Annotated in this window: 31 protein-coding genes; 23 read left to right on the forward strand and 8 right to left on the reverse strand. The window is 45.5% G+C overall.

What is annotated here, in order from left to right:
• Positions 1-28: 28 nt before the first annotated feature.
• From B5F08_RS09925 to B5F08_RS09975, 10 genes are all read left to right on the forward strand, one after another.
• On the forward strand, positions 29-889 hold the full coding sequence (locus tag B5F08_RS09925) for a DUF4428 domain-containing protein (RefSeq protein WP_087378821.1): 861 nt from the start codon (positions 29-31) through the stop codon (positions 887-889).
• 94 nt (positions 890-983) lie between these two features.
• Complete coding sequence (locus B5F08_RS09930; RefSeq protein ID WP_087378823.1) at positions 984-2,078, forward strand: hypothetical protein; 1,095 nt, start codon at positions 984-986, stop codon at positions 2,076-2,078.
• Between the two features lie 13 nt (positions 2,079-2,091).
• Positions 2,092-2,904 (forward strand): TPM domain-containing protein, encoded by an 813-nt coding sequence (locus tag B5F08_RS09935; protein ID WP_087378825.1) that lies wholly within the window; start codon positions 2,092-2,094, stop codon positions 2,902-2,904.
• A 51-nt stretch (positions 2,905-2,955) separates the two neighbouring features.
• A complete protein-coding gene (locus tag B5F08_RS09940) occupies positions 2,956-3,525 on the forward strand; it encodes a DUF6935 domain-containing protein (protein ID WP_087378827.1) in 570 nt (189 codons plus the stop codon).
• A gap of 64 nt (positions 3,526-3,589) precedes the next feature.
• On the forward strand, positions 3,590-3,994 hold the full coding sequence (locus tag B5F08_RS09945) for a hypothetical protein (protein WP_087378828.1): 405 nt from the start codon (positions 3,590-3,592) through the stop codon (positions 3,992-3,994).
• 91 nt (positions 3,995-4,085) lie between these two features.
• A complete protein-coding gene (locus tag B5F08_RS09950; RefSeq protein ID WP_087378830.1) occupies positions 4,086-4,493 on the forward strand; it encodes a hypothetical protein in 408 nt (135 codons plus the stop codon).
• Between the two features lie 109 nt (positions 4,494-4,602).
• Positions 4,603-5,694: a hypothetical protein gene (locus tag B5F08_RS09955; protein WP_087378832.1), complete on the forward strand. Its 1,092-nt coding sequence runs from the start codon at positions 4,603-4,605 to the stop codon at positions 5,692-5,694.
• 157 nt (positions 5,695-5,851) lie between these two features.
• Positions 5,852-6,394 carry a hypothetical protein gene (locus B5F08_RS09960; RefSeq protein WP_087378834.1) on the forward strand — a complete coding sequence of 181 codons (543 nt, stop codon included), beginning with the start codon at positions 5,852-5,854 and terminating at the stop codon, positions 6,392-6,394.
• A gap of 1,663 nt (positions 6,395-8,057) precedes the next feature.
• Complete coding sequence (locus B5F08_RS09970) at positions 8,058-8,240, forward strand: sucrose-6-phosphate hydrolase (protein ID WP_087378838.1); 183 nt, start codon at positions 8,058-8,060, stop codon at positions 8,238-8,240.
• A 2-nt stretch (positions 8,241-8,242) separates the two neighbouring features.
• Positions 8,243-9,307: a DNA cytosine methyltransferase gene (locus B5F08_RS09975; protein WP_087378840.1), complete on the forward strand. Its 1,065-nt coding sequence runs from the start codon at positions 8,243-8,245 to the stop codon at positions 9,305-9,307.
• Positions 9,308-9,354: 47 nt separating this feature from the next.
• On the opposite strand, the gene B5F08_RS09980 is transcribed toward B5F08_RS09975, so the two are convergent.
• From B5F08_RS09980 to B5F08_RS10015, 8 genes are all read right to left on the reverse strand, one after another.
• A complete protein-coding gene (locus tag B5F08_RS09980) occupies positions 9,355-10,440 on the reverse strand; it encodes a restriction endonuclease, SacI family (protein WP_087378842.1) in 1,086 nt (361 codons plus the stop codon).
• A complete protein-coding gene (locus B5F08_RS09985) occupies positions 10,430-11,107 on the reverse strand; it encodes a DNA-3-methyladenine glycosylase family protein (protein ID WP_087378844.1) in 678 nt (225 codons plus the stop codon). The genes B5F08_RS09980 and B5F08_RS09985 overlap by 11 nt, the downstream gene beginning before the upstream one ends.
• Positions 11,104-11,922: a DNA-3-methyladenine glycosylase family protein gene (locus B5F08_RS09990; RefSeq protein WP_087378846.1), complete on the reverse strand. Its 819-nt coding sequence runs from the start codon at positions 11,920-11,922 to the stop codon at positions 11,104-11,106. Before B5F08_RS09990 ends, B5F08_RS09985 begins: the two co-directional genes overlap by 4 nt.
• Positions 11,923-11,987: 65 nt before the next feature.
• Positions 11,988-12,191 (reverse strand): helix-turn-helix domain-containing protein, encoded by a 204-nt coding sequence (locus B5F08_RS09995; RefSeq protein WP_087378848.1) that lies wholly within the window; start codon positions 12,189-12,191, stop codon positions 11,988-11,990.
• Positions 12,192-12,211: 20 nt separating this feature from the next.
• Positions 12,212-14,020, reverse strand: a complete 1,809-nt coding sequence (locus B5F08_RS10000; RefSeq protein ID WP_087378850.1) for an AAA family ATPase — start codon at positions 14,018-14,020, stop codon at positions 12,212-12,214.
• 2 nt (positions 14,021-14,022) lie between these two features.
• On the reverse strand, positions 14,023-14,469 hold the full coding sequence (locus B5F08_RS10005; protein ID WP_158096279.1) for an ABC-three component system middle component 2: 447 nt from the start codon (positions 14,467-14,469) through the stop codon (positions 14,023-14,025).
• Positions 14,462-15,175 (reverse strand): ABC-three component system protein, encoded by a 714-nt coding sequence (locus tag B5F08_RS10010; RefSeq protein ID WP_087378854.1) that lies wholly within the window; start codon positions 15,173-15,175, stop codon positions 14,462-14,464. Before B5F08_RS10010 ends, B5F08_RS10005 begins: the two co-directional genes overlap by 8 nt.
• Positions 15,176-15,189: 14 nt before the next feature.
• On the reverse strand, positions 15,190-16,194 hold the full coding sequence (locus tag B5F08_RS10015) for a hypothetical protein (protein ID WP_087378856.1): 1,005 nt from the start codon (positions 16,192-16,194) through the stop codon (positions 15,190-15,192).
• 269 nt (positions 16,195-16,463) lie between these two features.
• Between B5F08_RS10015 and B5F08_RS13400 the strand changes: the two genes are divergently transcribed.
• The 13 genes from B5F08_RS13400 (at position 16,464) to B5F08_RS10070 (ending at position 26,892) form a co-directional block, all read left to right on the forward strand.
• The gene (locus tag B5F08_RS13400) at positions 16,464-16,604 is read left to right on the forward strand and encodes a hypothetical protein (protein ID WP_204245187.1); all 141 of its coding nucleotides are present in this window, start codon (positions 16,464-16,466) and stop codon (positions 16,602-16,604) included.
• A 434-nt stretch (positions 16,605-17,038) separates the two neighbouring features.
• Positions 17,039-17,443 (forward strand): bacterio-opsin activator, encoded by a 405-nt coding sequence (locus tag B5F08_RS10020; RefSeq protein WP_143256391.1) that lies wholly within the window; start codon positions 17,039-17,041, stop codon positions 17,441-17,443.
• Positions 17,444-17,540: 97 nt separating this feature from the next.
• Positions 17,541-17,750 (forward strand): hypothetical protein, encoded by a 210-nt coding sequence (locus tag B5F08_RS13155; protein ID WP_143256392.1) that lies wholly within the window; start codon positions 17,541-17,543, stop codon positions 17,748-17,750.
• Positions 17,686-17,994 (forward strand): DNA ligase, encoded by a 309-nt coding sequence (locus B5F08_RS10025; protein ID WP_087378860.1) that lies wholly within the window; start codon positions 17,686-17,688, stop codon positions 17,992-17,994. The genes B5F08_RS13155 and B5F08_RS10025 overlap by 65 nt, the downstream gene beginning before the upstream one ends.
• The gene (locus tag B5F08_RS10030) at positions 17,984-19,114 is read left to right on the forward strand and encodes a DUF2800 domain-containing protein (RefSeq protein ID WP_087378862.1); all 1,131 of its coding nucleotides are present in this window, start codon (positions 17,984-17,986) and stop codon (positions 19,112-19,114) included. Before B5F08_RS10025 ends, B5F08_RS10030 begins: the two co-directional genes overlap by 11 nt.
• Before the next feature lies 1 nt (position 19,115).
• On the forward strand, positions 19,116-19,691 hold the full coding sequence (locus tag B5F08_RS10035; protein WP_087378864.1) for a DUF2815 family protein: 576 nt from the start codon (positions 19,116-19,118) through the stop codon (positions 19,689-19,691).
• 14 nt (positions 19,692-19,705) lie between these two features.
• Positions 19,706-19,924, forward strand: coding sequence for a hypothetical protein (locus tag B5F08_RS10040; RefSeq protein WP_087378866.1), 219 nt, complete (start codon positions 19,706-19,708; stop codon positions 19,922-19,924).
• A gap of 65 nt (positions 19,925-19,989) precedes the next feature.
• Positions 19,990-21,930, forward strand: coding sequence for a DNA polymerase (locus tag B5F08_RS10045; protein WP_087378868.1), 1,941 nt, complete (start codon positions 19,990-19,992; stop codon positions 21,928-21,930).
• A 13-nt stretch (positions 21,931-21,943) separates the two neighbouring features.
• Entirely contained in the window at positions 21,944-22,363 is a 420-nt protein-coding gene (locus B5F08_RS10050) for a DUF7768 domain-containing protein (RefSeq protein WP_087378905.1), read from the forward strand.
• Positions 22,364-22,366: 3 nt separating this feature from the next.
• A complete protein-coding gene (locus B5F08_RS10055; protein WP_087378870.1) occupies positions 22,367-24,643 on the forward strand; it encodes a phage/plasmid primase, P4 family in 2,277 nt (758 codons plus the stop codon).
• 145 nt (positions 24,644-24,788) lie between these two features.
• Positions 24,789-25,070: a VRR-NUC domain-containing protein gene (locus B5F08_RS10060; RefSeq protein ID WP_087378872.1), complete on the forward strand. Its 282-nt coding sequence runs from the start codon at positions 24,789-24,791 to the stop codon at positions 25,068-25,070.
• Positions 25,051-26,415: a DEAD/DEAH box helicase gene (locus B5F08_RS10065; protein WP_087378874.1), complete on the forward strand. Its 1,365-nt coding sequence runs from the start codon at positions 25,051-25,053 to the stop codon at positions 26,413-26,415. Before B5F08_RS10060 ends, B5F08_RS10065 begins: the two co-directional genes overlap by 20 nt.
• A 57-nt stretch (positions 26,416-26,472) precedes the next feature.
• Positions 26,473-26,892 carry a hypothetical protein gene (locus B5F08_RS10070; protein WP_087378876.1) on the forward strand — a complete coding sequence of 140 codons (420 nt, stop codon included), beginning with the start codon at positions 26,473-26,475 and terminating at the stop codon, positions 26,890-26,892.
• Positions 26,893-26,951: the final 59 nt, after the last annotated feature.

A 26,951-nucleotide genomic window follows, 5' to 3' on the forward strand; every position in this document is an offset into this window, starting at 1 on the left:
ATACGGCAAAAAGAAGGAGGGTCATAGCATGGGACTGTTTGATAAAAAATACTGTGATGTCTGCGGAGAAAAGATAGGTTTTTTAGGCAACCGTAAGCTGGAAAACGGAAATTTGTGCAAGGACTGTGCCAAAAAGCTTTCTCCGTTTTTTAGCGGCCGCCGCCGTTCTACGGTGGAGGATATAAAGCGCCAGCTTGCCTACCGTGAGGAAAATAAGACAAAGCTTCAGAATTTTAAGAGTGACTATACTTTCGGAGCCGGAAAAAAGATTTGTTTTGATTTTGACAACAAGCAGTTTATTGTTACCGGGCTTTCAGATTGGCGCAGCGGCAATCCGGATATCATATCACTTTCTCAGGTAACCAATGTTATTACCGACGTCAGAGAAAATAAGGAAGAAATTTTTTATGAGGATTCCGAGGGGAATGAGAGGAGCTATACTCCTCCCCGCTACGAATATGATTACGAATTCAATATGACAATTATGGTGGATTCACCTTGGTTCGACGAGATAGAATTTGAGATGAGCGAAGGACACCGCCCCGACAGCCCCGGTTCTAAGCTTTACAGGATATATAAAGACGATATGGAGTATATAACGGATTTGCTGATGCAGCGAATTGAAGGGAAAAATATTATAATTACGGACGATACCTGTGTTCGGGCGGTATGTCCGGATAATCCTGAAATCGCAGCACCCGCTGCTGCCGAAACAAGCCTATGGATATGCTCGTCCTGCGGAACACAGAACAGCGGAAAATTCTGCGAAAACTGCGGAGAACAAAAGCCTGTTTCAAATACAATCGGCTGTGCCTCCTGCGGAAGAACTGTGGAATACCAGAGTAAACCTCCGAAGTTTTGTCCGGAGTGCGGCAGCCTCATTAAATGAAAAGCTTTTATATTTCAGTACGCTTGAGTTTTGACGAAGATATTTCGCATTGTAAAAATATCAGTTTATTATCAGAAAGGATGAGGTGTTTTTCATGAAAACCTTGCAGGAATACAAATGTCCCTGCTGCGGCGGCGCCATAGCCTTTGACAGTACGCTTAAGAAGATGAAGTGTCCGTACTGTGACACCGAGTTCGAAATGGACTCGCTGAAAGGATATGACGATGCGCTGCAGGGAGAACAATCGGACAGAATGGAATGGGAAACATCAGCCGGCGGAAGCTGGCAGGAGGGAGAGACTGACGGTCTGCGCTCCTATGTGTGCAAATCCTGCGGCGGTGAAATTGTAGGCGACGCCAACATGGCAGCCACATCCTGTCCTTTCTGCGGCAACCCCGTGGTGATGATGGGTCAGTTTTCAGGGGATTTAAAGCCCGATCTTGTGATACCGTTTAAGCTTGACAAAAAGGCGGCAAAGGCAGGGCTTATGAATCACCTGGCAGGCAAGCGTTTCCTGCCGAAGATTTTCAAGAGTCAAAACCACATTGATGAAATCAAGGGAATATATGTGCCTTTCTGGCTGTTTGATACTGATGTTGACGCACGAATACGCTACCGTGCCACCAAAGTCCGTAAATGGAGCGACAGCGACTATAACTACACCGAAACAAGCTACTTTATGGTTCACAGAGCCGGCAGCGTCGGCTTTGAGCATGTTCCCGTTGACGGCTCATCCAAAATGGCAGACGATTTGATGGAATCCATCGAGCCTTTTAAATTTTCTGAGGCAGTGGATTTTCAGACGGCTTATCTTGCCGGATATCTGGCGGACAAATATGATGTGACAGCTGAGGAAAGCATTGACCGTGCTAATCAGCGTATCAAGCGTTCAGCGGAGGAGGCTTTTGCCAAAACGGTTAAGGGATATACAAGTGTTATACCGGAAAACACCAGTGTGCAGCTTCACGGCGGAAAAGCACGCTATGCTCTTTATCCTGTTTGGCTTCTCAATACCACATGGAAAGGCAATAAATACACCTTTGCTATGAACGGACAGACCGGAAAGTTCGTTGGAGATTTGCCTGTTGATAAGGGCGCTGTAACCAGATGGACGATTATGTTGGCGTCAATTTTTTCGGCGGCAGTCTACGGCGGCGCATGGCTGTTATACTTAATCGGACTGCTGTAAGGAGGGAAAGGAAATGAAAAAGAAAATACTTGTTATTATGATTTCCTTTGTTCTCTGCCTTTGCGGTACGGTTTCTGCTTTTGCCGAAGACGAGGGGTTTGCGGATGAATACGAGCGTGTTCAGGATTTGGCAGAGCTTCTTTCCGACAGCGAGGAAGAAGCGCTTATCGACAAGCTTGATGAAATAAGCGAGCGTCAGAAAATGGATATCATTGTACTGACCACAGATACGCTGGAGGGGTCTACACCCCGTGACTTTGCCGACGATATATACGATTACGCAAATTTCGGATACGGTGCAAACAGAGACGGACTGCTCCTTTTAATAAGCACGGAGGACAATGACTGGTACATATCCACCTGCGGTTATGGAATTACGGCGTTTACCGACGCAGGAATCGAATATATCGGAGAACAAATGAAAGAGGATTTATCAGGCGGTAATTTTGCAGAAGCCTTTAACACCTATGCACAGCTTTGCGATGATTTTATAACCCAGGCAAGAACCGGTGCACCCTATGATATCGGTAATCTGCCACGTGAGCCTCTTCCGCTGATTTGGATTCCCATTTCCCTGGCAATCGGCATATGTCTGTCCTTTCTCATAATCGGAACAATGAAAGCAAAGCTCAAAACGGTGCGCTTTCAAGCGGCAGCAAGAAATTATATAAAGAACGGAAGTCTGAATATTACGGAAAGCCGTGACCTGTTCCTGTACAACACCGTCACCCGAACTGAAAGACCGAAAAATAACAGCTCCGGAGGAAGCAGTACCCATACATCTTCCTCAGGCTCGACACACGGCGGCGGAGGAGGTAAATTCTAAGGGTACGAAAATTATACAGCTATAAAATTTATATCAGAGGAGGTTGAAACTATGGGTATATTTGACAAACTTAAAAACACAGCCATGCATACGGTAAACACCGCTGCTCAGTCCATCGGAAACAAGAGGGAAACGTTTACGTTTTCTTCCCTGCCGGAGAGTCTTGCAGAAATGCAGGCGCTTCCGGAGGCAAGCCTCGATACACCTTTTAAAACGGCGGCACTCACTGTCCTTGCTCTCTGTGCCTACGCTGCGGACAAAAACATAGGTGCGGAAATGCTGAACTGGCTTAGAGGCCCACGTCCTCTGAACGGACAGGATATTTCTTTTCTCAACGACCGCTTTCGTGACGGCAAAACCTATCTGCCCTTTACCTATTTTGCAGGCTCAAAGCCCGACAACAACTACACTCCGTCAATACCGTATACTATCGTTATAGAAAGTAATCACGTATCCGGTGAGGAACAGGGATATATGAAGCTGTTTATACCCTGCGGAGGAGCAGACTCACCTCGCCCTATCAAAATGCGCCAGCGTGGGTCTGACGGTAAGTGGTTTTTATGGGAGCAGTATCTGCTGACAGGAGTGAGAACACCGAAAGCTGCCGACCCATGGGCTTAAGTTAAAATGGATTAAAGCGGTAACTTGTCCGCTTTAGATAAAAATTATTTAGGAGGATTTAATAATGGAAAAAACAAAAGGATCAGGTTTTTTGAAAGTGACAGGTATTTTGATGATCATAGGCGGAGGAATTTCTATCATTCTTAGTATTATTGCAGTACTTGGAGTTGCCGCCCTTGTTTATATCAGTGACGGAGAAGCTTCTTCAGCAATGCTTTATGCATCCGTTGCATTGATGGTTGTCAGTGCAGTTGCACAGCTGGTTGCCGGAATTATCGGCGTAGTAAACTGTAAGAAACCGGAAAAAGCCGGAGTATGTATGGCGTGGGGCATTATTGTAGCAGTGCTTTGTATTGCAGGAACAATACTGAACTCAGCAGGCGGAGGTTCCTTCAGCATACTTTCTTTGGTGTTAGGTCTTGTTCTTCCGATTCTTTACATAATCGGCGCTGTGTTCAACAAGAAATAAGTACATTGTATAATCATCCATACCCCGGAAAAAGGCTTGTTACGGCAAGCCTTTTCCAAAATAAACCTAATTTTAATGAGGAGAAAACAATATGGATATCCGTGGAATTTGGAAAATAAAAGAACTTCGTATGCCGACACCGGAAGGTGAGAAGGTTTTTACGCCGGACAATATACCTGATAAGGAAGAATTTGATGATATTGCTCGAATGATGCAGTGTACTACTGAATTTGCCGAGGACGGCGTGCTGAACACACTCCTATTTGTTCCGGAGGAAATGAGAGAACAAGCAAAAGCTCAGGGAGCTGTTATCCGTGATGACGGTTATGCCGTTGTTGACAGCACAAAGTGGAAAGAAGAAAATGGAAAGTTCTATTACGATACAAAGACAGAGGGAGAAGTTTTCGGAGAAAAAATAGATCCGTTTGCGGAGATTTCAGTGACAACGGATGGATACCTTGTTTACGGTTACGGAACAATTCTTCTGGAAAGAGCCTGAATCTGTTTATGTGTATATACAGAGTAAACAGCGTTATTTAAAGGAAGCTTGTCTCTTATTCGGCTGTAAAAAGATAACAGACAACGAAACAATTGAGAGGAGAATAGGTATGAAAAAAATCATTTCCGTTTTTATTCTTGTAGTGACTCTTGCTTGTTTTTCTGTCGTCGCAGTCTGTGCAGCAGGCGTGGAAAAGCCGGTGATAGAGACAGAAATGCCGGATTGCTACATGGAAATTGGCGGTGGAAGTATTGTTCTGTATGCCAACGCAACTGTGCCTGACGGAGGTACACTGAGGTATCAGTGGTACGTTGCCGATACGGAAAATATGGCAATGCTCCGTGCTGTTTTTGGTGCGGAAGGTGACAGCTATCAGGTGCCGGAGGAAATCGGCGTTAAATGGTACTGTTATGCTGCGTGGAATGTATCAGGAGGAGCCGAAAGCGAACCGGTATACAGCCGCCTTATCCGTGTAGAATATTACGAAAGGGTCACTGTCCATACCCACAGCTTCGGTGATTGGATGGTAATAACGGAGCCAACCTGCACAGAGATTGGAATAAAGGCACGGGAGTGTGACTGCGGTGTTACGGAACGTGCGGAAGTTTCTGCTACAGGACATAATTGGGATTCAGGAAAAATAATCCAAAAACCTACTGTACAATCGGATGGGGAAAAAGTCTACACCTGCCTTAACTGTAAAGCAACCAGGACTGAACCGGTAAAATACAGCCCGGAGTTTCAGGAGAGTACAACTGCCCATACCCATAATTTCGGAGAGTGGGAGGTAATAACCGAACCAACCTGCACAGAGAGTGGCATAACGGTACGGGAATGTGACTGCGGTGTTACGGAACGTGCGGAAGTCCCTTCTGCAGGACATAATTGGGACTCAGGGAAAATAACCAAAAAACCTACTGCACAAGCTGACGGCGAAAAGGTTTATACCTGCCTTAACTGTAAAGCAATAAAGGTAAAGAACATAAAATATAACGGCATTACCCAGGAAAGCGATACAACAAATAATACCGCTGAACAGGATAATAACAGCGAAAGCATTATGAAGCCGACTCATCTCGGCAATGATGAGAAAACAGATTTCCCGTGGTGGCTCGCAGCCGTTATTGCTGTTCCGGTAATAGGATGCATTGCCGTAGTAGTTATTTTACTTGTGATAAAAAAGCGAAAAAATGTTAGATAATAACAGTAAGATAAAACGGTAACGGCGGTATTGTCTGCTGTATGACTATGAAATGGTTCTTTTGAAAAAATATGATCCTTTGACAAAACACGGGATTTTACCTATTGGAAAGTAAGAATTGAGCAAAACAAATAGTAACGAAATAGGAGGAATTACTATGAAGAAAAATATTGTATTTATACTTGTAGCTGCAATATTAACAGCGTTTTTTGCCGGTTGTTCCGGTGACCCTGCTGTAAAGGAACCTGCGGAAATTAAAGGTGAAACCTTTGACGGCGGAAATATCAGTGCGCTTGTTCCTGAAGGCTGGATGGGTTTTCACGGCACGGATTACTTTGATGAGTATGAAGAAGGCTATGATCCTAATGTGATTCAAATTGCTAAAGGTGCGGAAAGTGATTGGGATCTTTTCACAACACCTTATGTTATGATAAGCTATTTTGGATCTGATAATCCTATGATGGAGCCTATGAAAGAGCTGTATGAAGAAACCGCCGACATTGAGCCTGTTACTATCGGTGACTATACCTGGAAAGGATTCACAGGAAAGAGTATAGGTACACCTATCGCAGTCCTTTGGACAGGAGAAGAAGAATCAGATCAGATACAGGTTACGATATGCCTTGAAAACGGGGATAAGATAAGCCTTGAAGACGCAGATGTTCAGGCTATAATAGCCAGCATTAAAATATCCAAATAAATGAAATAGTCTGTGCTTGCATACTGATTATGAAAAATTGATTAAGAAACCGCTTCATGCTCCGTTGATATTGCATAAGTGAGTGTGGTTTGGATTACATTGCAAATAAAAGCACCGTTATCATCTCTTTTGAACAACACCCCATTTGTTAGACAGTTACTATCTAACAGGTGGGGTGCTTCATTGTCCGCAGAATAGGCATGACAAAACCGCCGTTTCAACTGGCGGTGGATAATAAAATTCTTATAGAGCTGATTCATAAGGCGAACAATAAGAAAAACTTCTATTTGGTTGCCGATGAAATTTCACGGCTTAGGGAACTGAAACAGTAAACCGCTATGGACACCTGGGGCAAGCAATTCACTGTCTACGATGACCATTTCATAGTGGAACTTAAGTCGGGACTCAATGTTAAAATTGAAAGATAAAGTCTCATAAACGCACGAACCCCCTCTCAACCGTGATGGTTAAGAGGGGGGTTAATCTTATTCAACTGCTCGAAACCCCGAGTAATCGGGATAGGAAGTTACAATTAACTAAAGAGCTCAACAATAATATAATAAAAGATAAAACCGTTAAGATATTACTAATCATAGACATCCCTCCTCTAAAGAATACTACATTCTTTAATCTTGCATTTTTGAAGGATGTTCTTTGCATAGTGAGTCAAAGTGAAAAATATAGGTTTTCCCATCTTTGCTCTAATAGAGTTTTTGGTAAACATATGCTTTATCATTCTTGCTACTCTTTTTTTCTTTGCACGCCCCAAAGGTATTCCCTACTTTCTCAACATCTATCACATTGCCCAGACACCACTCTGACCGTCGAGTGGACTAAACTGCTGTTAAGGCAAAACATCTAATCCACTCATTGGTGGGTCGTGACAGGGATTTAGATAACATAAGCTTTCCTTTGATATATTCCCCTCAACAGAAATAGTCAGGTGAGGGGGATTGCTGTCGGTTCTGTAATGTGCCGGAAAACGTTGTAAATCAGGCTTTATTTTTCGGTTTTTGACATCAAAACTACCGTCTCCACATGGCACGAGAGGCTCTGATTGATGTCGTGGATTTACGGTTTCGGCAATCATTTTCAGGACGTTCTTGGAAACATATCTAAACCGAAATAAATCTATTATCTATTTTACTGCATAAATCTCTCTTGTCAATGGGAACAAGTCAATATCGCAAGGCGACTATTATATAATGTCAACACACGGTGCTCAAAAAAATATCGATTGTTTTGACCTTAATTCATCTTTTATGTGAATTGCTCAACCTTGACTTATCTCCAGACAAAACTCCATGCACTCAAGGTAAAGAATTATGTACCGAAAAGCCACCAGTGCTATATGCACTATCTATGTTCCTGCCGTATTGGATACAAAGAAAAAGCCCTTCTCCAGCACAGAAATACCGAAAAATGGCATAAAACAAGGGCTTTCGAGGTCAATCTCTGACGTCGGAAGCCCTTATTTGCTTTATGAAATTGTAATCTATTGGTCGGTTGCACGATGCAATATCAGGCTTGCGGTGTATAAGTAGAGGTAATCGTTAAAAAGTGCAGAAAAATTAAAAGGTGCATCGGCACGATATGGTCTTTATTCAGGTTGATTTTAGACTAAATTTGTGCTACAATTAGGGCAAATAAAGGAGGGCGCATTATGTCTGGTTCAGAAATTTACCTTGACACCTATGTATTGCAGCAGGATATGCGCATAAGAATGCCCAAGTCTGTGCTATCCAATTTGAACATAGAAAAAGGAAAAACAAAGTTTGATATATACTTGGATTCAGAGTGCAAAGCGTTAGTTCTTCGAATCCATGAAGAATGTGAGGAGAACTAATTATGCCGCAAAGATATACTGCTGTTTCACTATTTACCGGAGCCGGCGGAATGGATATAGGATTTGAAAACGCCGGAATTAGAGCTGTTTTTGCCAATGAGCTTGTTAAAGAAGCCGCAGAGACTTATAACGCTAACCATCCGGCAGGAGTAATGGTCAATGCAGATATAAATTCTATCATGGATACTCTTGGCCAGTTTGAAGGTGTAGACTTTGTGTTTGGAGGGCCCCCATGTCAAGGATTCTCTGTCGCAGGAAAGATGGACCCAGATGATGAGCGAAGCAAGTTAATTTTCACTTTCCTTGATGTTGTAGAAAAAGTGCAGCCCAAGGTTTTTGTTATGGAGAATGTGAAAGCCCTGGGTGCGTTGGAAAAATGGGAGCCTGTGCGCAAAAAATATCTGGAAAGAGCATCACAGCTGGGGTATACTTGTTCTCCTTTTATACTCAACGCAACAGAATATGGAGTCCCTCAAAAAAGAGAAAGAGTATTTTTTATTGGAATAAAAGATTGCCACGATCCTTTCTTTGAGTATCACATGACAGATTTGCTTGAGCAAGAGAAAAGTCCTGCACCTTTTATTAGAGATCTTCTTAAAGATTTAGGTCGTGCTGGAACCAAGCATAATCCTAATACCTGTACAGCAAAAATCACGTTTGCCACCCATCCAATAATGCGTAAATCCCCCTATGCAGGAATGTACTTCAATGGGCAAGGTAGACCGATGGATGTTGATGGTTATTCTAACACTCTCCCTGCATCGATGGGAGGTAACAAAACACCCTTTGTGGATGAAGAATACTTGTATGGCGATGCTACTAGTGATTGGGTGGTTGATTACCACAAAGGGCTTATGGATGGCAGTATAATCCCAGAATTCACAGAAGCCCCTTCTCGCCTCCGCAGAATCACAATTAAAGAAGCCGCCCGTATCCAGACATTTCCTGATGAATACATCTTTTGCGGAAACAAAGGAAGGATATATACACAGATTGGAAATGCAGTACCCTGCAAATTAGCTGAGTCTGTGGCAAGAGCTGTTATAGCATATATTGAGCATTTCTAAAAAAACAACTGCAGTTGGTCACTCGAACCGACTGCAGTTGTTTTTGTTTATTCACGGGTTAACCCCAAAATTTCTTTTGCAAGATTATCGAGGTAAGTAATCACTTCTAATTTGAATTTGGTTTCCTGTGCCACAACAATTATATAGCGTATAAATTCGTGGACATCAATATTGTGCAAAGCCCCAATAAGCGAAATGAAAAATTCGTGACAGGGTATAACCCTGAGCAAGAAGTTCCTTTCGGCATATTCACGCTCAATATCAGGCACAAAATTTCCGAGGGCCGTTCCGTGCGGTCCAACAATAAAAAGCATTTTAGTGCCACCCGCATTTAGGACTTTATCAGCTGCATGACGAATATCAGTTTCTACATATGCCTTGTCCTTAAGTTCATTAGAAGAAACCCACATCTCATCAAGATAGATATCAAGATCACTCACTTCACGACCAGATGCACCACTCTGGTTAACAGGATGCACCTCAACTCTTGCATTTGGTTTGTTGTACATAAGGTGGTATATCCCCGCAATAAGAAGAGTGAGCGTCTCGCCCTCATAACTCTGCTCTAGAGCTTTGTCAATATACTCCATTAAGCGGATAGGCAAATTGATAGATTCATCAACTGAAAAAATAGCCATCCGTGCTTTCGAATCACGCATCCGGATCAATTTCCCTAATAGATACACCAGTCCCGAATACGCAACATCTGATGTTTTGATTAAAGGAAGGTTATCACATAAGGACACCAAAATGTCATGGTCATTTCCTCTGCGCACAGCATTGTTCTTAGACAATTCAGGAAATCTTGCAGGTTTATTGAGAAAAGGCTCATTTGATCCGCCCAGGGCTTTCTCCAGCGTTTCCATTTCAAATGGAACGATCACTTTGTGACAAACTGTTCTGGCATCATACGCCCCTGGAAGTTGAGACTTTTTCTGGAGGCATAATGGATTAATAGACTCATCTGTTGCTTTTGCTAACAAAGCAGTGAACAATACATATTTATAGGTCAAATGTGTATTATCAATAACATAGTCAATAAAGTCCGCATATTCGCACGGAGGATATTCCCCTGCAACTGCTTCCTCGTACGCTTTTTGCAACATTAGTGCAGCATCTTCTTTAATTCCCATCGCAATTTACTCCTTTTTGCTTAAATAGGTGAAACTCAGTTTTGGTTAGCCCCGCATCTAATGCTCGGTACATATATCGCGCAGCTATCGAAGAATATGGTTTCCACTTCTTACACTTAGCCATAACTGATGCGGGGCTGAAATCGCTAGTTTTATATACCCAAGCATATCCCTGCAGAAAGGCGACATCTTCATATGGCAAGACATCAGGTCTGTTGAGTACAAAAATTAGATACATTTTAGCTGTCCAGTTTCCAATTCCACGAAACCTTGTCAGTTGTTTGATAACTGTGTCATCATCTAATTCTTCGAGTTTAGCAAAATCAAGTTGCCCTGTCATTACGGCGGTAGTTATACCTTTTATATACATGGCTTTTGCGTTTGATGTTCCGATGGATCTTAACTGTTCAACTGTGAGTGCTGCAATACTCTCTGGTGTGATAGTCCCTCTACAAATATTATTTAATCGGTCAAAAATTTTTGCACCAGCTTTAACAGAAAGCATTTGTTCAATAATCTCATGTATCAAAAATGAATAAGGCTGATCAATGTGTGGTTGATATGAAATTGGACCAACCATTTCTATTACCTTTGCAAGTCTTTTGTCCTTTTTGCAGAGGTATTGAATCTCGGGCGAAGATTGGTCAAAAATAAGTTGTTCTTTCATTTCATCACCTCCGCCTTGTGATGCTGAGCATAATAAAAAGCATACTGTTGCATAATTCCTGCGTTGTTACCATACGAAGCAAATGGATTAATGCCCATATACTTGTCTTCAATAATTCTCTTAATCCAAGTGTCAACTGGAACACTAGATGTTCTTCCATAAGCAAACAACATTACACAATTAGCAACCTTGTTTCCTACGCCCTTAATTTGCTTTAGTTCGTTCTGCATGAGTAAGTCATTTTTTTCAGATAACCCCACTAAATCAATTTTGCCGTCACAAACCTTTCGCGCTGCATCTTGTATGTATGGGATACGGTACCCTAATCCACACTGGCAAAGACTCGCATCGCTTGCCACAAGTAATTCTTCAGGTGTCGGAAATGAAAATACTATTTCGCAGTTCGTTTGTAGCGGTTTCCCATAAAAGTTGGAAATGGTTTCGACCGATTTTTTTATAGCCGGAATACTCTTTCTCTGTGAGATAATAAACGAAATTAATACTTCCCAAGGGTCTTGTTTTAGGATTCGAATTCCACGGCCACTTGCTGCAGCAGCAAGCAAGAATTCATCGTTGCTAATGCTCTGGCGAATAATTGAATAATTTCTTTGAAAATCAAAATATGGCTTCCACACATCATTCCAATCTTTTTCTGAGCAACTTATATCAAAAAGGTTCTCTGAAACAGGCTTAATATACAGAATCTTACTACCTGTAATAAATCTATACCACCCATTGATTTTGGCACATCGAAAACATTGCCCACTCTCCCCAATTTTATTGACATCAAAATCGTCCAAAACCTGAACAAGCATATTTACTCCTCGTTTGCATAGAAATATGCAATTGGCTACTGTAACCGTTGACTGGCTACATTATTTTAGTCATCAACTGTTTCGAGAATATCTTCAATACGACAATGGAGTGTTTCACAAATTTTCAGCAGAACATCCGTCGTGATATTTCCGCCCTTACCAAGTTTTGCGATGGAGGCTGCACTAACTTTCGCAGCCTCTTTTAATTCCATCTTGGTCATATTTTTATCGATAAGCATTTTCCACAGTTTGTTGTAGCTGATTCGCATGGGTCTCTCCTCCATATGCTTTATTTGACATCGTTCAAGAAACCGTACCGGCCGCTTTCCAACCCTTTGGTAAAAGTAATTACATGAGCGCCAGCGGCTTTGTAATCGAGTTTCGGAATATGGCGGATATTTTCCAGAATGATTATTTGTCCGTCATGTTGATGAGAAATAAAGTACTTAAATAAGGCTGTACGCATACTCTCCGGCGCAGAATCGTTTACTCCTTGGTCAAGACCAAGAAGCGGTGTGTCGATTACTACAAATCCTGGATCATAAGTAGCGTGAGCGTTCATATAACTACGGAATACCATTGCCACAATACTGTTCAAGAAAGAGCAATACCCTTGCCCGTGAATATCTGCTTTTTTATGCCCATTGATTTCGATGTCGAAATCTTTCATATTGAAACGAGCTGTAGTCAAATTGTCATAAGCACACTCAATAAGCGCTTCTTTCAGCATTTGGTCAATGTGTTCTTGAAAATCATCCCCGAAGTACTCCTTGGGGTGATATTCGAGTTGAGCATCATCCTCACTCGGCAATTCTCTAAGGTCAGTTTCCCAACTTGAAGCGAAGTCATCAATCACTTGCAACTCGCGTTTAATCTGAATGTAGGCACGATAGCTGTTAAGGGATTCACGCAAAGCATCTGCTTTAGGTTGCAATTCTTTTTCAATCATTGCTTCGATGGCATCTCGTTTTTCCTGCAATTCCCGTAGATTTGCCTCTATTTCGCTCTGTTCCGTTTGGAGATCAAGTTCCGTTTCGGATAAGCCATCCATTTGTGCTGTGATTCTGCTCAATTCTGCCTGTGCTGAATTAATATACGATTTTTTATCACGCACCGGGAGTTTCCCCTCACAGAAGGGACACACTTGATTTTTTGGAACAAAGCCGATCTCAGCTTCGCCATTTACAATAAATGACAACCTTTTAATATCAGAAATATATTGGCTTTTCAAAGAACTATAACGGGACTTAAGCAATTCGCACTCAGCAGCTCTGCTTTGTAAGCGCAGAATCTGACTAAGTAACTCCCGGCTATGATCGACCGCATTAGAAATTTCGGTTTCAGTATTCTGCAGGCTATCAATAATATCCTGCATTGCTTTTTCGACATCAACGCCATCAAATACTTCCAATGTTTCCAGTAGACCTTTACGTTTATCAGCGGCAGATTGTATTTTTTTATTGACATACTCCTCGACCGCTTTTTTACGAGCAACACGAATTTCCTTTTTCGTCTGAGCATCAGCTTCGGCAAAGTCTCGTCCAAACAATAAAAAGAGAAGTGCGGAAAGTAATGCCGTTTTCTCGGTGGCCTGCTCTGGTTCTATAATCGAGGATTCCTTGGCTATATCATTTACATGAAAGAGCAGAACATGAAGGAATGTGCGCCATGTCAATCTCTTTTTCTCAAAATTTTTATTCTTTATTACAAAATGCTCACCCTCGATGCCTATCGAGCTTAAAAGTAGATCGCTTAAAATAGGGAGAGGCTCTTTTTTGTTTGTAGGATTAAGATCATATTTCCCATTTTCAAAACCTGGAACATTGGTGACAACATCTACTTGGTTCTTACCGAAAGTTCGAGTAATGGAAATATCACCTTTGCCAGTGTGTATTGATAGTTCGATGGTATCATATCCCAAGCATTCGTCAAAGGGCTTTGCCTTGCTGCCAAAGCAAAAATCAATACACTTAATAATACAGGTCTTGCCCGTGTTAGAGCGTCCCTGGATTATATTCAATCCGGGATGAAAGTCAATTATAGAATCGGATTTTCCGTTTCCTTTGGCAGTGACCCGCATGATATAAAAATCGCTCATTGTTACCTCCTTAATGATTGAACTGCTTTAGCACTAATTGCCTTTAATATTGCAGTGTCAGATTGCCGGGAATACTTTTTATGTACTTTTTTCGCTATTTGTAAATACTGCAGTTTGTAATCCGAATTAAGCGTACTGACGTATTTTCGTCCGGCAGATGTCAACATATATAGGAAGCCAGCTTGAGTTCGATTTATCGCTATCAAACCATCTAATACAAACATTTTTATGCCATCCGCGCAAATCTCCCTCTTAGATGATAACTCGCTAAAGCTAAGACTGTTATCACCGTGCAGGTTTTTTTCAGACACATCGAAATCCTTACCATAAATCGTCATGAAATCATACGCAGTGATCCGGTCAATTGTCATGCTCTTTGGACTCACAACTGAGAGTAGAAGCATTACACGCAATCCTGTTTCAAAGGGCGTATTAAACAAGTTACTCATCAATGTTTACCCACGACTTGATTACGTCGTCATTCACCAAAATGTGGCAGATGCCCTTCTTCTCAAGATTTCCAATTAAGCCAGCAATATTTATCAAGGTCGATTTTGAAAGGGTGGTACTAGTAATTTTGTCCAAAACAGCTCGAAGCCGATCATATCCGGATGCATGGCGATCATCATAATAAGTGTCAGATATTCCGTCAAATGCATCTTGCTTTAATGCCTTGAACTGTTGCTCGCCATCGGCAAAAACCTCACGCACGGAACGCTGAACACTCTCTGCACTATAATAGGCCATGCGTTGATTAGCAAAATCCTTTCGATAACGGGATGGCAACGAATTAATCGTATCAGCTGTAACTATGTTATTGATTTTTTCAGCATAGACCTCACAGAGTGCGTTAATATACGGCAGCTCACCTGTTTTGAGAGCGCTTTGTGGAATCAACTGTACAGGAAGCGTTATCTCTTCATTTCCAAGATAAATAACCCGAGTAGTCGGATCATATCTCGTAGGAGTTAAGGGTGTATATGGGGTTCCATTTTCGTCAACTGATGGCGAACCTTGATTTTCAAAAACATTGATGCTTAGATTTTCCACATGATTCGCATGAACAGATCTATCCCCGTATTGATTTACTTGGGTAAGCGGTGCACTGGCAGACGGCACCTGCGCAGATTCATTTTTCTGAATTTCGCTTGCCATACACTTTACCTCCATTATAATTTGAGATTCTCCACATGATTAATATGAATAGGGTGATCACCATATTGATTTACAACTGTTTGGTGTATTATCTTTTCTTCAGATGGTTCTGCGGCACCTGATGGCTGTTTGTCATCCACGACCTCCGCATCCGCACTCTCAGGCTCATCTTCGGGTGGGTCTGTTTTTTTATTATCTTGCCTTATTTGCTCTGCAATTTGATGCGTTGCTCGTTCAAAAGAGTCAGCAAATATAGATAATGTCCGTCCCATAGAATCTGTAATTGTCCTTGAATCTGATTGTATTTTTGAGAGTGGGTTCTCTTCTAAAGTGGAATCTTGCTGAGATATAACAGTTACATCATATAAAGTTACCGTAATAGGCTGCGTCAGTGATTCACCCGCGGTTCCTGTATACCTTCGTTCCTTGCGTGGCTTTTTAGTACCAAGCGCCTCCAGTGTATCTTTTCCAAATCGATTTTGCTCACGGCGTTTTACTAGAATAAAGTGCAAAACTCCAAGGAGAAAAGGCTGAAAGGAAAATTCAGTTGTCATTCTCATCTCATGCTTGGATATAGGGGTACCTTTAGCTTTAATATAAAAAGTTTCATCTTCCGGTATTGTATCATCGTTTTCAATAATCTCGAGAAGAGCTTTTACAAGCCAGTCTTTCATCTCCATGTTCAGATGCCAATTTACAAACTCCGACATTCTCTTAAGAGGGTCGGGGCTTTTACTTTTTACTGCACTATCAAAAGCTGTGCTAACAGCAATGTCATTAAACGGAACATTGATGCTACCCTCAATTTCACATTCTCGATATTGCGATGTGTCTTTTGCAGCCCCGTAATTTCGTGAGCCAGTAAATGTATAAATCAGATCTTGCATGAGGATGGGTGCTGCATGACTGTCCTTTTTTCCAGCTTTATGATCACGGGCTTTTTCACCAGGAAGAGTTGCCTGAATAAGCAAGAAAAAGAAGACGCCTCCGCATAAAAATGGCTGTTTTTCAATTTGCATTTTCACTCCTCCTCAAAAAATAACTCAAGTAACTGAAGTAATGCGTTGAGGACCTCTGTGCCTATTGACATCGACTGAAGTAACAATAGGTTAGATTTAGAAGGTCGGACAAGCCATACTTGCACAAACACACAATAGATTAATTTTGATTATATCACATATTCTCGAAAATTACTATCCTGTTTGTGCAAATTTGTTCTGCAAACGCAGAAATATGTCAGCAATAAGGGAATTGATCTTCAGCAATATATAGCAAGGAGGTGAACGACATGGCAAGCAACAAGAAGCAGACTTCCAAGGCAGTAGCTACCAAGGCAAGTCAGATTCTCAAAGACGGTCGCTACAGTAGTAAGTCAAAGTCTGTCGCAGGCAGCGCTTTGGCGCAAACCAGATCTGGAAAGAAAAAATAAGGTCTGAAACCGATGGGTAGTGACGTATTAGCCAATACGCCTGCCCATCCCCTTCGGGGGATTATTAAGTTTTTAATTCGTGTTTCTATCCTGAGCATGGCAAAGAGCCGCTCACCGCCCAACACCGCATCACCTGATCACTGATGGCTCAACGGCATCCGGCGGTACAACTGAATACTGTGGCTGCCTTTTGAGCGGGTTAGCTGCAATCCGAAACGGAGAGATTCGTTTGGACTGCGGTTGGTCTTTTGCACCCATTTTGCGGCTATCTTCAATTCCTCCGTTCCGAGAAATCGACAAACGGAGGAATTTTTATGCCAAATCAAGATAAGCAGTACACCATTTATCTTCGGTCAGCCAACCTGAGAGTCCCTTGTACCAAACAGCAGTTTGACGATTATTACCGCGATATCAACGCCTATCGCCGCACCCAGATGAATCACGGGCGTTGCGTATGCCCACCGTCCAAGTGGCTTCATTGCGATATGGACTGCTGTACCTGTCCTCATCGCACCAGCGGCGACATCAGCTACCTCGATGACAGCCGTGTGGATGACGAAGGTAATGAAATGACCTGGCTGGATCATCTGCAGGAAAAGATGCCGGATCTCCAGAGTCCGTCCTTCGATGATACATACGCAGAACAGTCCGAGATGCAGACAATCATCGCTCGGCTCAATGAAATCATGCCCCAAGCCATTATAATTGGTCAGCTTCGGGAGCAAGGACTTAGTGACACAGCCATTTCAAAAGAAATCGGTGTGCCGAGAAAGACTTTTACCGATCGGCTCAAGAAAGCCAGAGACCGTTTGAAAAAAGAATTCCCGGAACTTTTTTGAGAATTTTTCGATTTGCCCGCCAAAACGCCATTCTCGTTTCCATTGGGTTGTGTAAGGAGCAACACAGACACCGCTCCTTCCAGGGAGGTGAATGAGAATGTACGAGTCCGAAAACACGATGATGACTCAGGAAGATGAACTGGTTGATATCCTCTTGGACTTCATCATCGTATCCGCAAATCTGGCGAAGAAAATCAACCAGGCAGTCAAACAGAAGCAAATCAAGGAAGGAGACACCGTCAATGGGCAAAATCAGCGAACTGGACATGGCAATCAGCGACCTTCGCAAAGCTGCTGCCACTATTAACAATGTAGCGGACACCCTGGCTGAGATGTTCAGCGGTGCCGCCACCGAGGAAACTCCCGTCAATGAACCTCCTCTCACGCTGGAACAGGTCAGAGCTGTTCTCGCCGAAAAGTCCCGCAACGGTCACACCGCTGAGATTCGTACTCTGCTCCGGAAGTATGGTGCCGCCAAACTCTCGCTGGTAGACCCCGCCCACTATAAGAATCTGCTTCGTGACGCGGAGGTGTTGCCGGATGCCACCTAAAGCACACGCCACTCTCTCCGCATCCTCATCGGAACGCTGGCTTAACTGCCCACCTTCCGCAAGGCTCTGCGAGAACTATGAAGACCGTGGCAGCGACTATGCCGCCGAAGGCACCGATGCTCACACTCTTTGTGAGTTCCGGCTGAAGCAGGCTCTGGGGATGCTCGCCGAAGACCCCATCGGAAACCTCTCCTGGTATAACACCGAGATGGAAGAATGCGCCCAGGGGTATGCCGCCTATGTGGTAGAACTTCTGGAAACGGCAAAGCAGACGTGTTCCGACCCAGTGGTCATGATTGAGCAGCGAGTGGACTTCTCCCGCTGGGTTCAGGATGGTTTCGGAACAGCCGACTGTATCGTGATCGCCGATGGTGTTATGAGTATCTGCGATTACAAACACGGCAAAGGGGTCGAGGTTTCCGCTGTGGGCAATCCCCAGATGCGGCTCTACGCTCTGGGCGCTCTGGAAATTTTCGATGGTATTTACGACATCGACCAGGTCTGCATGACCATCTTCCAGCCTCGCAAGGGCAATGTCAGCACTGATGTCATTGACAAGGAAGCCTTGCTCGAATGGGCAAACGGCGACCTCGCCGAAAAGGCAAAGCTGGCCTACGAAGGGCGGGGCGACTTCCACTGCGGCGAATGGTGCCGTTTCTGCAAGGCGAAGGCCGAGTGCAGAGAACGTGCCGCCGCCAATCTGGAACTTGCTCGTTACGAGTTTGAAGCTCCGGTACTCCTGGAGAACCATGAGATCGCTGATATCCTGGGCAAGATCGATGCACTGACCGCCTGGGCCAACGATGTCAAGGAATATGCTCTCCAACAGGCAATCAACGGAAAGGAATGGCCCGGCTGGAAGCTGGTCGAGGGTCGCTCCAACCGTAAGTACACCAGCGAAGCCGTTGTTGCCGCCACCGTTGAGCGTGCAGGCTTCGACCCCTATGAGAAAAAGATCCTCGGTGTGACCGCCATGCAGAAGCTGCTTGGCAAATCCCGCTTTGAGGAACTTCTCGCCCCTTATATTGAAAAACCGCAAGGCAAACCCACGCTTGTGCCGGACAGTGATAAACGACCGGCAATGAACACTGCAAAAAATGATTTTATGGAGGAATTTTGATATGTCTAACAACACAACCAGAGTCAACAACCCTATGAAGGTTATCACCGGTCCCGACACCCGTTGGTCTTACGCCAATGTCTGGGAACCCAAGTCCATCAACGGCGGCACGCCGAAATATTCGGTTTCCCTGATCATTCCCAAATCCGACACGCGGACGGTCGCTAAGATCAAGGCGGCTATCGAAGCTGCCTACCAGGAGGGTCAGTCCAAGCTCAAGGGCAATAGCAAGAGTGTGCCTCCGCTGGCTGCTATCAAGACCCCTCTGCGCGATGGTGATGTTGAGAGACCCGATGACCCCGCATACGCCAATGCCTACTTCATCAACGCCAATTCCGCAACTGCTCCTGGCATCGTGGATGCTGACCGCAACCCTGTGCTGACCCGCTCCGAGGTTTATTCCGGCGTGTACGGTCGTGCCAGCATCAACCTCTACGCCTTCAACAGCAACGGCAACAAGGGCATCGCCTGTGGACTGAACAATCTCCAGCTTATCCGCGCTGGTGAACCTCTCGGCGGCAAGGCAAGCGCCGAGTCTGATTTCGCTACCGATGCGGATGATGACTTCCTTGCTTAATGGAGGTGGCGAAGATGGATATTGCAACCGTTCTCTGCATCCTGCTCCTCAGCCTTTACATTCTCCTGGCGCTGTTCTGGATCGTCCGCTCCGTCATCGACACCATTGATGACCGCAAGCGTGACAAAAGGAACGCCACCTGGGAAGCCGAAAGGCAGCAGTTTGAAAAAGACCGCGCCCTTCGTGAAGTCGAATACCACGAGGCTCGTATGAAAAACCTCGAAGGTAAGTAATTTCGGAATCTGGGTGGCGGGAGCAATCCTGCCACCCTTATGTCCTATGGAAAGGGCGTGAACACATGAAAACTCTGTCAATCGATATTGAGACCTATAGCGACCAGAACCTTGCGAAATGCGGGGTTTATCGCTATGTGGAGTCTCCGGTTTTTGAAATACTGCTGTTTTCATACAGCGTGGACGGACAGCCAGTTCAGATCGTTGACCTGGCCTGCGGTGAGAAAATCCCAGACGAGGTTATCGCTGCGTTGGAAGACGAGGCCGTCACGAAGTGGGCGTTCAATGCCAACTTTGAACGCATCTGCCTGTCCCGTTTCCTCGGTTCTCCCACCGGAGATTATCTCAACCCCGAAAGCTGGCGCTGCTCTATGATTTGGGCGGCTACGATGGGGCTGCCTCTCTCGCTGGAGGGTGTCGGTGCTGTACTCGGTCTGGAAAAGCAAAAGCTGACCGAGGGTAAAGATCTCATCAAGTATTTCTGCCAGCCTTGCGCTCCCACCAAATCTAATGGGCAGCGCACTCGAAATCTGCCGTGCCATGCCCCGGATAAGTGGCTGGCTTTCAAAAAGTACAACATCCGAGATGTAGAAACCGAGATGTCCATTCAGACTCGGTTGGCAAAATACCCTGTGCTGGAATCGGTATGGGATCAATACCACATGGACCAGGAGATCAACGACCGTGGTGTGGCTCTGGATATGGAGTTGGTACGGCAGGCTATTCAGATGGACGGTCGCTCCCGCTCGGAATTGACCCAGGCAATGAAGGAACTGACCGAACTGGAGAATCCCAACTCCGTACAGCAGATGAAGCTGTGGCTTGCCGATAACGGCTTGGAAACGGACACCCTCGGCAAAAAAGCTGTGGCTGAAATGCTCAAAACAGCCCCTCCGCAGCTGCAAACGGTTTTGTCCCTTCGGCAGCAGCTTGCCAAGTCCTCAGTGAAAAAATACCAGGCGATGGAAACGGCGGTCTGTTCGGACGGTCGCGCCAGAGGAATGTTTCAGTTTTACGGTGCCAACCGCACAGGGCGATGGGCAGGCAGAATGATTCAGATGCAAAATCTGCCTCAGAACCATCTGGAAGATCTGGCCGAGGCCCGCTCCCTTGTCCGCTGCGGCAACTTTGAAGCTGTGGAAATGCTTTACGAGGATGTGCCGGACACACTGTCCCAACTCATCCGCACAGCCTTTATCCCCAGAGCCGATGCCAAGTTTATCGTAGCCGACTTCTCAGCAATTGAGGCTCGTGTGATTGCTTGGCTTGCCGGAGAGAAATGGCGGCAGAAGGTTTTTGCAGAGGGCAAGGACATCTACTGTGCCTCTGCTTCCCAGATGTTTGGAGTTCCGGTGGAAAAGCACGGTGTCAACGGACACCTCCGTCAGAAAGGCAAAATTGCAGAATTGGCATTGGGTTATGGCGGATCGGTCGGTGCATTGAAAGCAATGGGTGCTTTGGAGATGGGGCTGACCGAAGAGGAACTGTCGCCCCTGGTGGATGCCTGGAGACAAGCTAACCCCAACATCACAAAGCTATGGTGGGACGTTGACCGTGCCGCCATGGAGGCTGTCCGCTTCAAGCACACCAATGAGACCTACGGTATCACCTTCTGCTACAAAAGTGGGATGCTATTCATAACACTCCCATCCGGCAGACAGCTTGCCTATGTGAAGCCTAAGATTGGTACCAATAAATTTGGCGGTGACTGTATTACCTATGAAGGTGTCGGAGGCACAAAAAAGTGGGAGCGGCTTGACAGCTACGGACCCAAGTTTGTGGAAAATATTGTCCAAGCAACGGCAAGGGACATCCTCTGCTATGCCATGACTACACTTCGCTGCTGTTCCATCGTAATGCACATCCACGATGAAGTGGTCATTGAAGCCGACCGCCGGATGTCTTTGCAGGCAGTTTGCGACCAGATGGGCAGAACCCCGCCTTGGGCGAAAGGCTTGCAGCTTCGTGCCGATGGCTATGAGACTGATTTCTACAAGAAAGATTAACGAGGTAAATTCCATGAGTATCAATAAATTTAACAGCGAAGGGTATTATGACCCCACCGCTTATGAGGCAATGACTGCCATAGAGAAGGAAGAACAGGCGCTCCGCGCCTTCCGTCCTATCGTGTATATCTGTTCTCCCTATGCCGGAGATGTGGAAAAGAATGTGGCTGCGGCACAGATTTACAGCCGATTCGCTGTAGACCAAGGCTACATACCCATCGCACCACATCTGCTGTTCCCACAGTTTCTCAACGACCGCAATCCCAGAGAGCGTCAGCTGGGGCTGTACTTTGGCAACGCACTGATGAGCAAATGCAGTGAGGTTTGGGTTTTTGGTGACCACATCTCACCCGGCATGGAAGCTGAAATTCGCAGGGCCAAGTGGAAGAACTACCGCTTGCGTTACTTCACCAATCATTGCGAGGAGGTATAAATCATGTTTACCCTTTACAGTGCCGATTTTATCAATGCTCCTGGCAACTGTTCCTATCCGCATAAAACAACGGTAATGGACACAGCAGATTTTGCTTTCGCTGTCAGCCGCGACTATGTTTGTGCGGAATATCAGAACAATTATCGCAGCGGGGACAATTTTCTGGGTTCAGACTGTTTGCCTATGGACTGTGACAATGATCACTCCGAAAATCCTGATGATTGGGTCACTCCAACGGATGTCCAGTCTGCGTTTCCCGGCATTACCTTTGCCGTACACTACAGCCGTTTTCATATGCGTGAGAAGAACGGCAAACCCGCTCGCCCTAAATTCCATGTGCTGTTTCCCATTGAGTACATGACCGATACTGCGGCATACAGCGAAATGAAAAAGCTGGTCAATACCATCTTTCCGTATTTCGACACTAAGGCTTTGGATGCTGCCCGGTTTTTCTTCGGCACATCGAACCCCCAGGTTGAAATCTTCCATGGTGAGATGACCTTAAGCGAATATCTGTCCGCAGAAGACTTTGATGAAGATATGAGTGCCGGTTCGCACGGCGGAAACCATGTAATTCCCCAAGGCAGCCGCAATGCGACGATGTCCCGCTTTGCCGGTCGCGTCATCAAAAAGTACGGGGACAATGACACTGCCTTCCAGTGCTTCATGGAAGAGGCAGACAAATGCACTCCACCTCTGGAACAACAGGAACTCATGACTATCTGGCACAGCGCCCAGAGATTCTATGCCAAAGTTCAGCAGCAGGACGGCTATATCCCCCCAGAAGTGTATAACGATGGCAACTCTTATAAACCGGACGATTTCTCCGATGTGGGACAGGCTGAAGTTCTGGCAAAGCACTTCTCCGGGGAACTGCGCTACTCTCCGGCTACACACTACATCCGTTACAACGGTCGGTACTGGCAGGAAACCGAACCAGGCTCACAGGCTGTCGCACATGAACTGACTCGCCGACAGATGAGAGAGGCGTCTAAGGATATGACAGCCGCCCTTGCCGCCCTCAAGACTTGCGGTGCCAAGGACATTCTCGACAGCAACAGTAAGGCCAAAGCCGAAGGTATGATGAACGAGGAGCAGCTGGAGGCATATCAAGCATTCCTTGCCGCCAAGGCATACCAGTCCTATGTGATTCAGCGCCGCGCATCCAAGAACATTACCGCCACTCTAAAGGAATCCCGGCCGATGCTGGAAATCACGCCCCAGGATCTGGACGCTAACCCGTACTTGCTCTGCACCCCAGATGCCACCTATGATCTCCGCTTAGGGTTAGCAGGTGCCAGGGAGCATTCACCGGAGGACTTTATCACCAAGACTACCACTGTATCACCCGGAGATCGTGGGAAGCAGATCTGGATCGACTGCCTAGATACCCTTTTCTGTGGTGACCAGGAACTCATCGACTATGTACAGATGATCTGCGGTCTTGCTGCTGTCGGTAAGGTGGAGGTGGAGGCCCTCATCATTGCATATGGCTGTGGACGAAACGGTAAGTCCACCTTCTGGAACTCCGTGTCCCGTGTCCTGGGTCTGTACAGCGGCAATATCTCTGCAGATACCCTCACCTTTGGATGTCGCCGCAATGTGAAGCCGGAAATGGCCGAGGTCAAAGGCAAGCGTCTGCTCATTGCCGCCGAGATGCAGGAAGGCGCTCGTTTGAACGACTCCACAGTCAAGCAGCTTTGCTCCGTGGATGATATTTTTGCGGAGAAGAAGTACAAAGACCCCTTCAGCTTCTCTCCAAGTCACAGCTTGGTGCTGTATACCAATCATCTGCCGAAAGTCAGTGCCTCTGATGACGGTACTTGGCGCCGCCTTATCGTAATTCCGTTCAATGCCAAGATCGAAGGAAAAAGCGATATCAAAAACTACGGGGACTACCTGTATCAAAACGCTGGTGAGAGCATTCTGGCCTGGGTCATTGAAGGTGCCAAAAAGGTTATCGACCTGGAGTATAAATTTCCCATTCCAGCTGTAGTTCAGAAAGCCATCGATGATTACCGCAGCCAGAATGACTGGTTCGGCAACTTTCTCGATGAGAAATGTGAGGTTGGAAACGCCTATCGTGAAAGTTCCAGCGCCCTATACCAGGCATACCGCAACCACTGCGTGGACACCAACGAGTATGTCCGCAGCACGGCAGATTTCTATACCGCAATGGACGGTGCGGGGTTCAGACGCATTTCCGCAAAGGGCAAGCGTTACTTTGCAGGATTGAGGCTAAAGCCTGACACCGATGCAGACGAGGATTTTCTGTCCTAAACCACTCCTGGGTAGACCTCTATTAAGGTCATTTACAAAAAGTCCTCTTAGGGGAAATTTTCATAAAAAATCCATAAGGAAAAGTCTTGTAAATGACATTCAACGAGGTCTACCCAGACCATAAATCACTACAGGAGAAAGCATTATGAGAGAAAAAACGATTGAGCGTAAATTAACGCTGATGGTAAAAAAGCATGGCGGCATCTGTCCGAAGTTCGTATCTCCCGGATATGATGGGATGCCCGACCGAATTGTTCTCCTGCCTGGTTGCCATTTTGCCTTTGTGGAAGTCAAGGCATACGGAGAAAAGCCCCGCCCGCTCCAACTTTCACGGCACAAATTACTACGCAGACTCGGTTTCCCGGTTTATGTCCTGGATGCCGAAGAACAGATTGGAGGTATCCTTGATGAGATACAAACCTCATGACTACCAGGCTTTTGCCATCGACTACATCGAGACACATTCCATCGCATCTGTATTTCTAGATATGGGTCTTGGTAAAACAAGCATTACCCTCACAGCCATCAATGACCTTCTGTTTGACAGCTTTGAGGTTCATCGGGTTCTGGTTATTGCACCGCTGCGTGTGGCACGGGATACTTGGACTGCCGAAGCAGATAAGTGGGATCACCTTCAGAACCTCATCTGCTCTGTGGCTGTTGGCACAGAGGCAGAACGCAAAGCCGCCCTCATACAGCCGGCTGACATTTACATCATTAACCGAGAAAATGTCCAGTGGCTTGTGGAGGACAGCGGTATCCCGTTTAGCTTCGATATGATCGTGATTGACGAACTTTCCTCCTTCAAAAATCACAACACAAAGAGGTTCAAATCTCTGCTGAAGGTCAGGTCCAAGGTGGCTCGCATCGTTGGACTGACGGGCACCCCCGCTTCCAACGGCCTTATGGATTTGTGGGCACAGTTCCGTATCCTGGACATGGGACAGCGGCTTGGCAGGTTCATCACCAAGTACCGCACCGACTACTTTCAACCGGACAAGCGCAACGGACAAATCATCTACTCCTACAAACCGCTGCCATATGCAGAGGATGCCATATACCGACAGATCTCCGACATCACCATTTCCATGAAAGCCACTGACCATCTTCAGATGCCGGAGTTGGTGTCCAGCGAGTATGTGGTGCAGCTTTCTGACACCGAAGCGGACGATTATGAAGAACTGAAGCGTGAACTGGTGCTATCACTCCCAGATGGAGAAGTCACCGCCGCCAATGCCGCATCCCTCTCCGGCAAACTGAGCCAGATGGCGAATGGTGCCATTTACGATGACTCCGGCGATATGGTTCATATCCATGACCGCAAGCTGGATGCTCTTGAGGATTTGATTGAGGCGGCAAACGGAAAACCGGTTCTGGTGGCGTACTGGTTCAAACATGACCTTACCAGAATCACAGAGCGACTGAAAAAGCTGCACATCCCTTTTTCCCGCTTGGACAATTCCACCAGCATTCGCAGATGGAACAACGGCGAAATTCCTGTCGCGCTGATTCACCCCGCTTCAGCCGGACATGGCCTGAATCTTCAGTCCGGCGGTTCGACCCTTATCTGGTTTGGCCTTACCTGGAGTTTGGAACTCTACCAGCAGACCATAGCCCGACTGTGGCGGCAGGGGCAGACATCTCAAACCGTGGTGGTTCAGCACATCCTTACAAAGGGCACCATCGACAACCGCATCATGAAAGCCCTCTCCCAAAAGGAGCATACACAGACGGCCCTGATTGATGCCGTCAAAGCGGACTTGAAAATCTGAGACAATCTAAGACAATCCGTGCCAATCCGAGGATTACAAAAATTCGGAGGTATTGGTATGACCGCAAAAGAATATTTAATGCAAGCGAAGTTCCTGGATATGCGCATCAGCTCCAAAATCCAACAAATAGAAGCCCTTAACGACCTCGCGACCAGAGCCACATCGGTACTGACCGGTATGCCCCACAGCCCCAATAAAGCAACTTCAAAAATGGCTGATGCTGTGGCTAAAATTGTGGATCTGCAAGCAGAAATCAACCATGATATTGATATGTTGGTGGATTTGAAAAGAGAAATTTCTTCCACCATAAAAGCCGTTCCTAGTTCCGAATTGCAAACCTTATTGGAAAAGCGCTACCTTTGTTTCCAGTCTTGGGAGCAGATTGCAGTGGATATGGGGTATAGTATGCATCATCTGTATAAACTTCATAATCAGGCTCTTAGCATTTGCGACGGTCTTTTGAAACAGGATACCTAAAAGCATAGAATGATACCTGATTCCTATGATAGTATTATGATAGCGAAAGTGAAAATACA

Origin of the sequence: Anaeromassilibacillus sp. An172, from assembly GCF_002160515.1 — a bacterium.
GTDB classification, from domain to species: Bacteria; Bacillota; Clostridia; order Oscillospirales; family Acutalibacteraceae; genus Limousia; species Limousia pullorum.

Coding starts and splice junctions, on each gene's coding strand:
- B5F08_RS09970 (WP_087378838.1), top strand. CDS start 8,058: ATGTCTGGTTCAGAAATTTACCTTGACACCTATGTATTGCAGCAGGAT.
- B5F08_RS10065 (WP_087378874.1), top strand. CDS start 25,051: ATGAGATACAAACCTCATGACTACCAGGCTTTTGCCATCGACTACATC.
- B5F08_RS09950 (WP_087378830.1), top strand. CDS start 4,086: ATGGATATCCGTGGAATTTGGAAAATAAAAGAACTTCGTATGCCGACA.
- B5F08_RS10060 (WP_087378872.1), top strand. CDS start 24,789: ATGAGAGAAAAAACGATTGAGCGTAAATTAACGCTGATGGTAAAAAAG.
- B5F08_RS13155 (WP_143256392.1), top strand. CDS start 17,541: ATGTACGAGTCCGAAAACACGATGATGACTCAGGAAGATGAACTGGTT.
- B5F08_RS10055 (WP_087378870.1), top strand. CDS start 22,367: ATGTTTACCCTTTACAGTGCCGATTTTATCAATGCTCCTGGCAACTGT.
- B5F08_RS09935 (WP_087378825.1), top strand. CDS start 2,092: ATGAAAAAGAAAATACTTGTTATTATGATTTCCTTTGTTCTCTGCCTT.
- B5F08_RS09990 (WP_087378846.1), bottom strand. CDS start 11,922: ATGCTTGTTCAGGTTTTGGACGATTTTGATGTCAATAAAATTGGGGAG.
- B5F08_RS10045 (WP_087378868.1), top strand. CDS start 19,990: ATGAAAACTCTGTCAATCGATATTGAGACCTATAGCGACCAGAACCTT.
- B5F08_RS09960 (WP_087378834.1), top strand. CDS start 5,852: ATGAAGAAAAATATTGTATTTATACTTGTAGCTGCAATATTAACAGCG.
- B5F08_RS10050 (WP_087378905.1), top strand. CDS start 21,944: ATGAGTATCAATAAATTTAACAGCGAAGGGTATTATGACCCCACCGCT.
- B5F08_RS10005 (WP_158096279.1), bottom strand. CDS start 14,469: ATGAGTAACTTGTTTAATACGCCCTTTGAAACAGGATTGCGTGTAATG.
- B5F08_RS10010 (WP_087378854.1), bottom strand. CDS start 15,175: ATGGCAAGCGAAATTCAGAAAAATGAATCTGCGCAGGTGCCGTCTGCC.
- B5F08_RS10020 (WP_143256391.1), top strand. CDS start 17,039: ATGAATCACGGGCGTTGCGTATGCCCACCGTCCAAGTGGCTTCATTGC.
- B5F08_RS10040 (WP_087378866.1), top strand. CDS start 19,706: ATGGATATTGCAACCGTTCTCTGCATCCTGCTCCTCAGCCTTTACATT.
- B5F08_RS09975 (WP_087378840.1), top strand. CDS start 8,243: ATGCCGCAAAGATATACTGCTGTTTCACTATTTACCGGAGCCGGCGGA.
- B5F08_RS09945 (WP_087378828.1), top strand. CDS start 3,590: ATGGAAAAAACAAAAGGATCAGGTTTTTTGAAAGTGACAGGTATTTTG.
- B5F08_RS09940 (WP_087378827.1), top strand. CDS start 2,956: ATGGGTATATTTGACAAACTTAAAAACACAGCCATGCATACGGTAAAC.
- B5F08_RS13400 (WP_204245187.1), top strand. CDS start 16,464: ATGGCAAGCAACAAGAAGCAGACTTCCAAGGCAGTAGCTACCAAGGCA.
- B5F08_RS10025 (WP_087378860.1), top strand. CDS start 17,686: ATGGGCAAAATCAGCGAACTGGACATGGCAATCAGCGACCTTCGCAAA.
- B5F08_RS10035 (WP_087378864.1), top strand. CDS start 19,116: ATGTCTAACAACACAACCAGAGTCAACAACCCTATGAAGGTTATCACC.
- B5F08_RS10070 (WP_087378876.1), top strand. CDS start 26,473: ATGACCGCAAAAGAATATTTAATGCAAGCGAAGTTCCTGGATATGCGC.
- B5F08_RS09980 (WP_087378842.1), bottom strand. CDS start 10,440: ATGGGAATTAAAGAAGATGCTGCACTAATGTTGCAAAAAGCGTACGAG.
- B5F08_RS10015 (WP_087378856.1), bottom strand. CDS start 16,194: ATGCAAATTGAAAAACAGCCATTTTTATGCGGAGGCGTCTTCTTTTTC.
- B5F08_RS09925 (WP_087378821.1), top strand. CDS start 29: ATGGGACTGTTTGATAAAAAATACTGTGATGTCTGCGGAGAAAAGATA.
- B5F08_RS10030 (WP_087378862.1), top strand. CDS start 17,984: ATGCCACCTAAAGCACACGCCACTCTCTCCGCATCCTCATCGGAACGC.
- B5F08_RS09985 (WP_087378844.1), bottom strand. CDS start 11,107: ATGAAAGAACAACTTATTTTTGACCAATCTTCGCCCGAGATTCAATAC.
- B5F08_RS09995 (WP_087378848.1), bottom strand. CDS start 12,191: ATGCGAATCAGCTACAACAAACTGTGGAAAATGCTTATCGATAAAAAT.
- B5F08_RS09955 (WP_087378832.1), top strand. CDS start 4,603: ATGAAAAAAATCATTTCCGTTTTTATTCTTGTAGTGACTCTTGCTTGT.
- B5F08_RS10000 (WP_087378850.1), bottom strand. CDS start 14,020: ATGAGCGATTTTTATATCATGCGGGTCACTGCCAAAGGAAACGGAAAA.
- B5F08_RS09930 (WP_087378823.1), top strand. CDS start 984: ATGAAAACCTTGCAGGAATACAAATGTCCCTGCTGCGGCGGCGCCATA.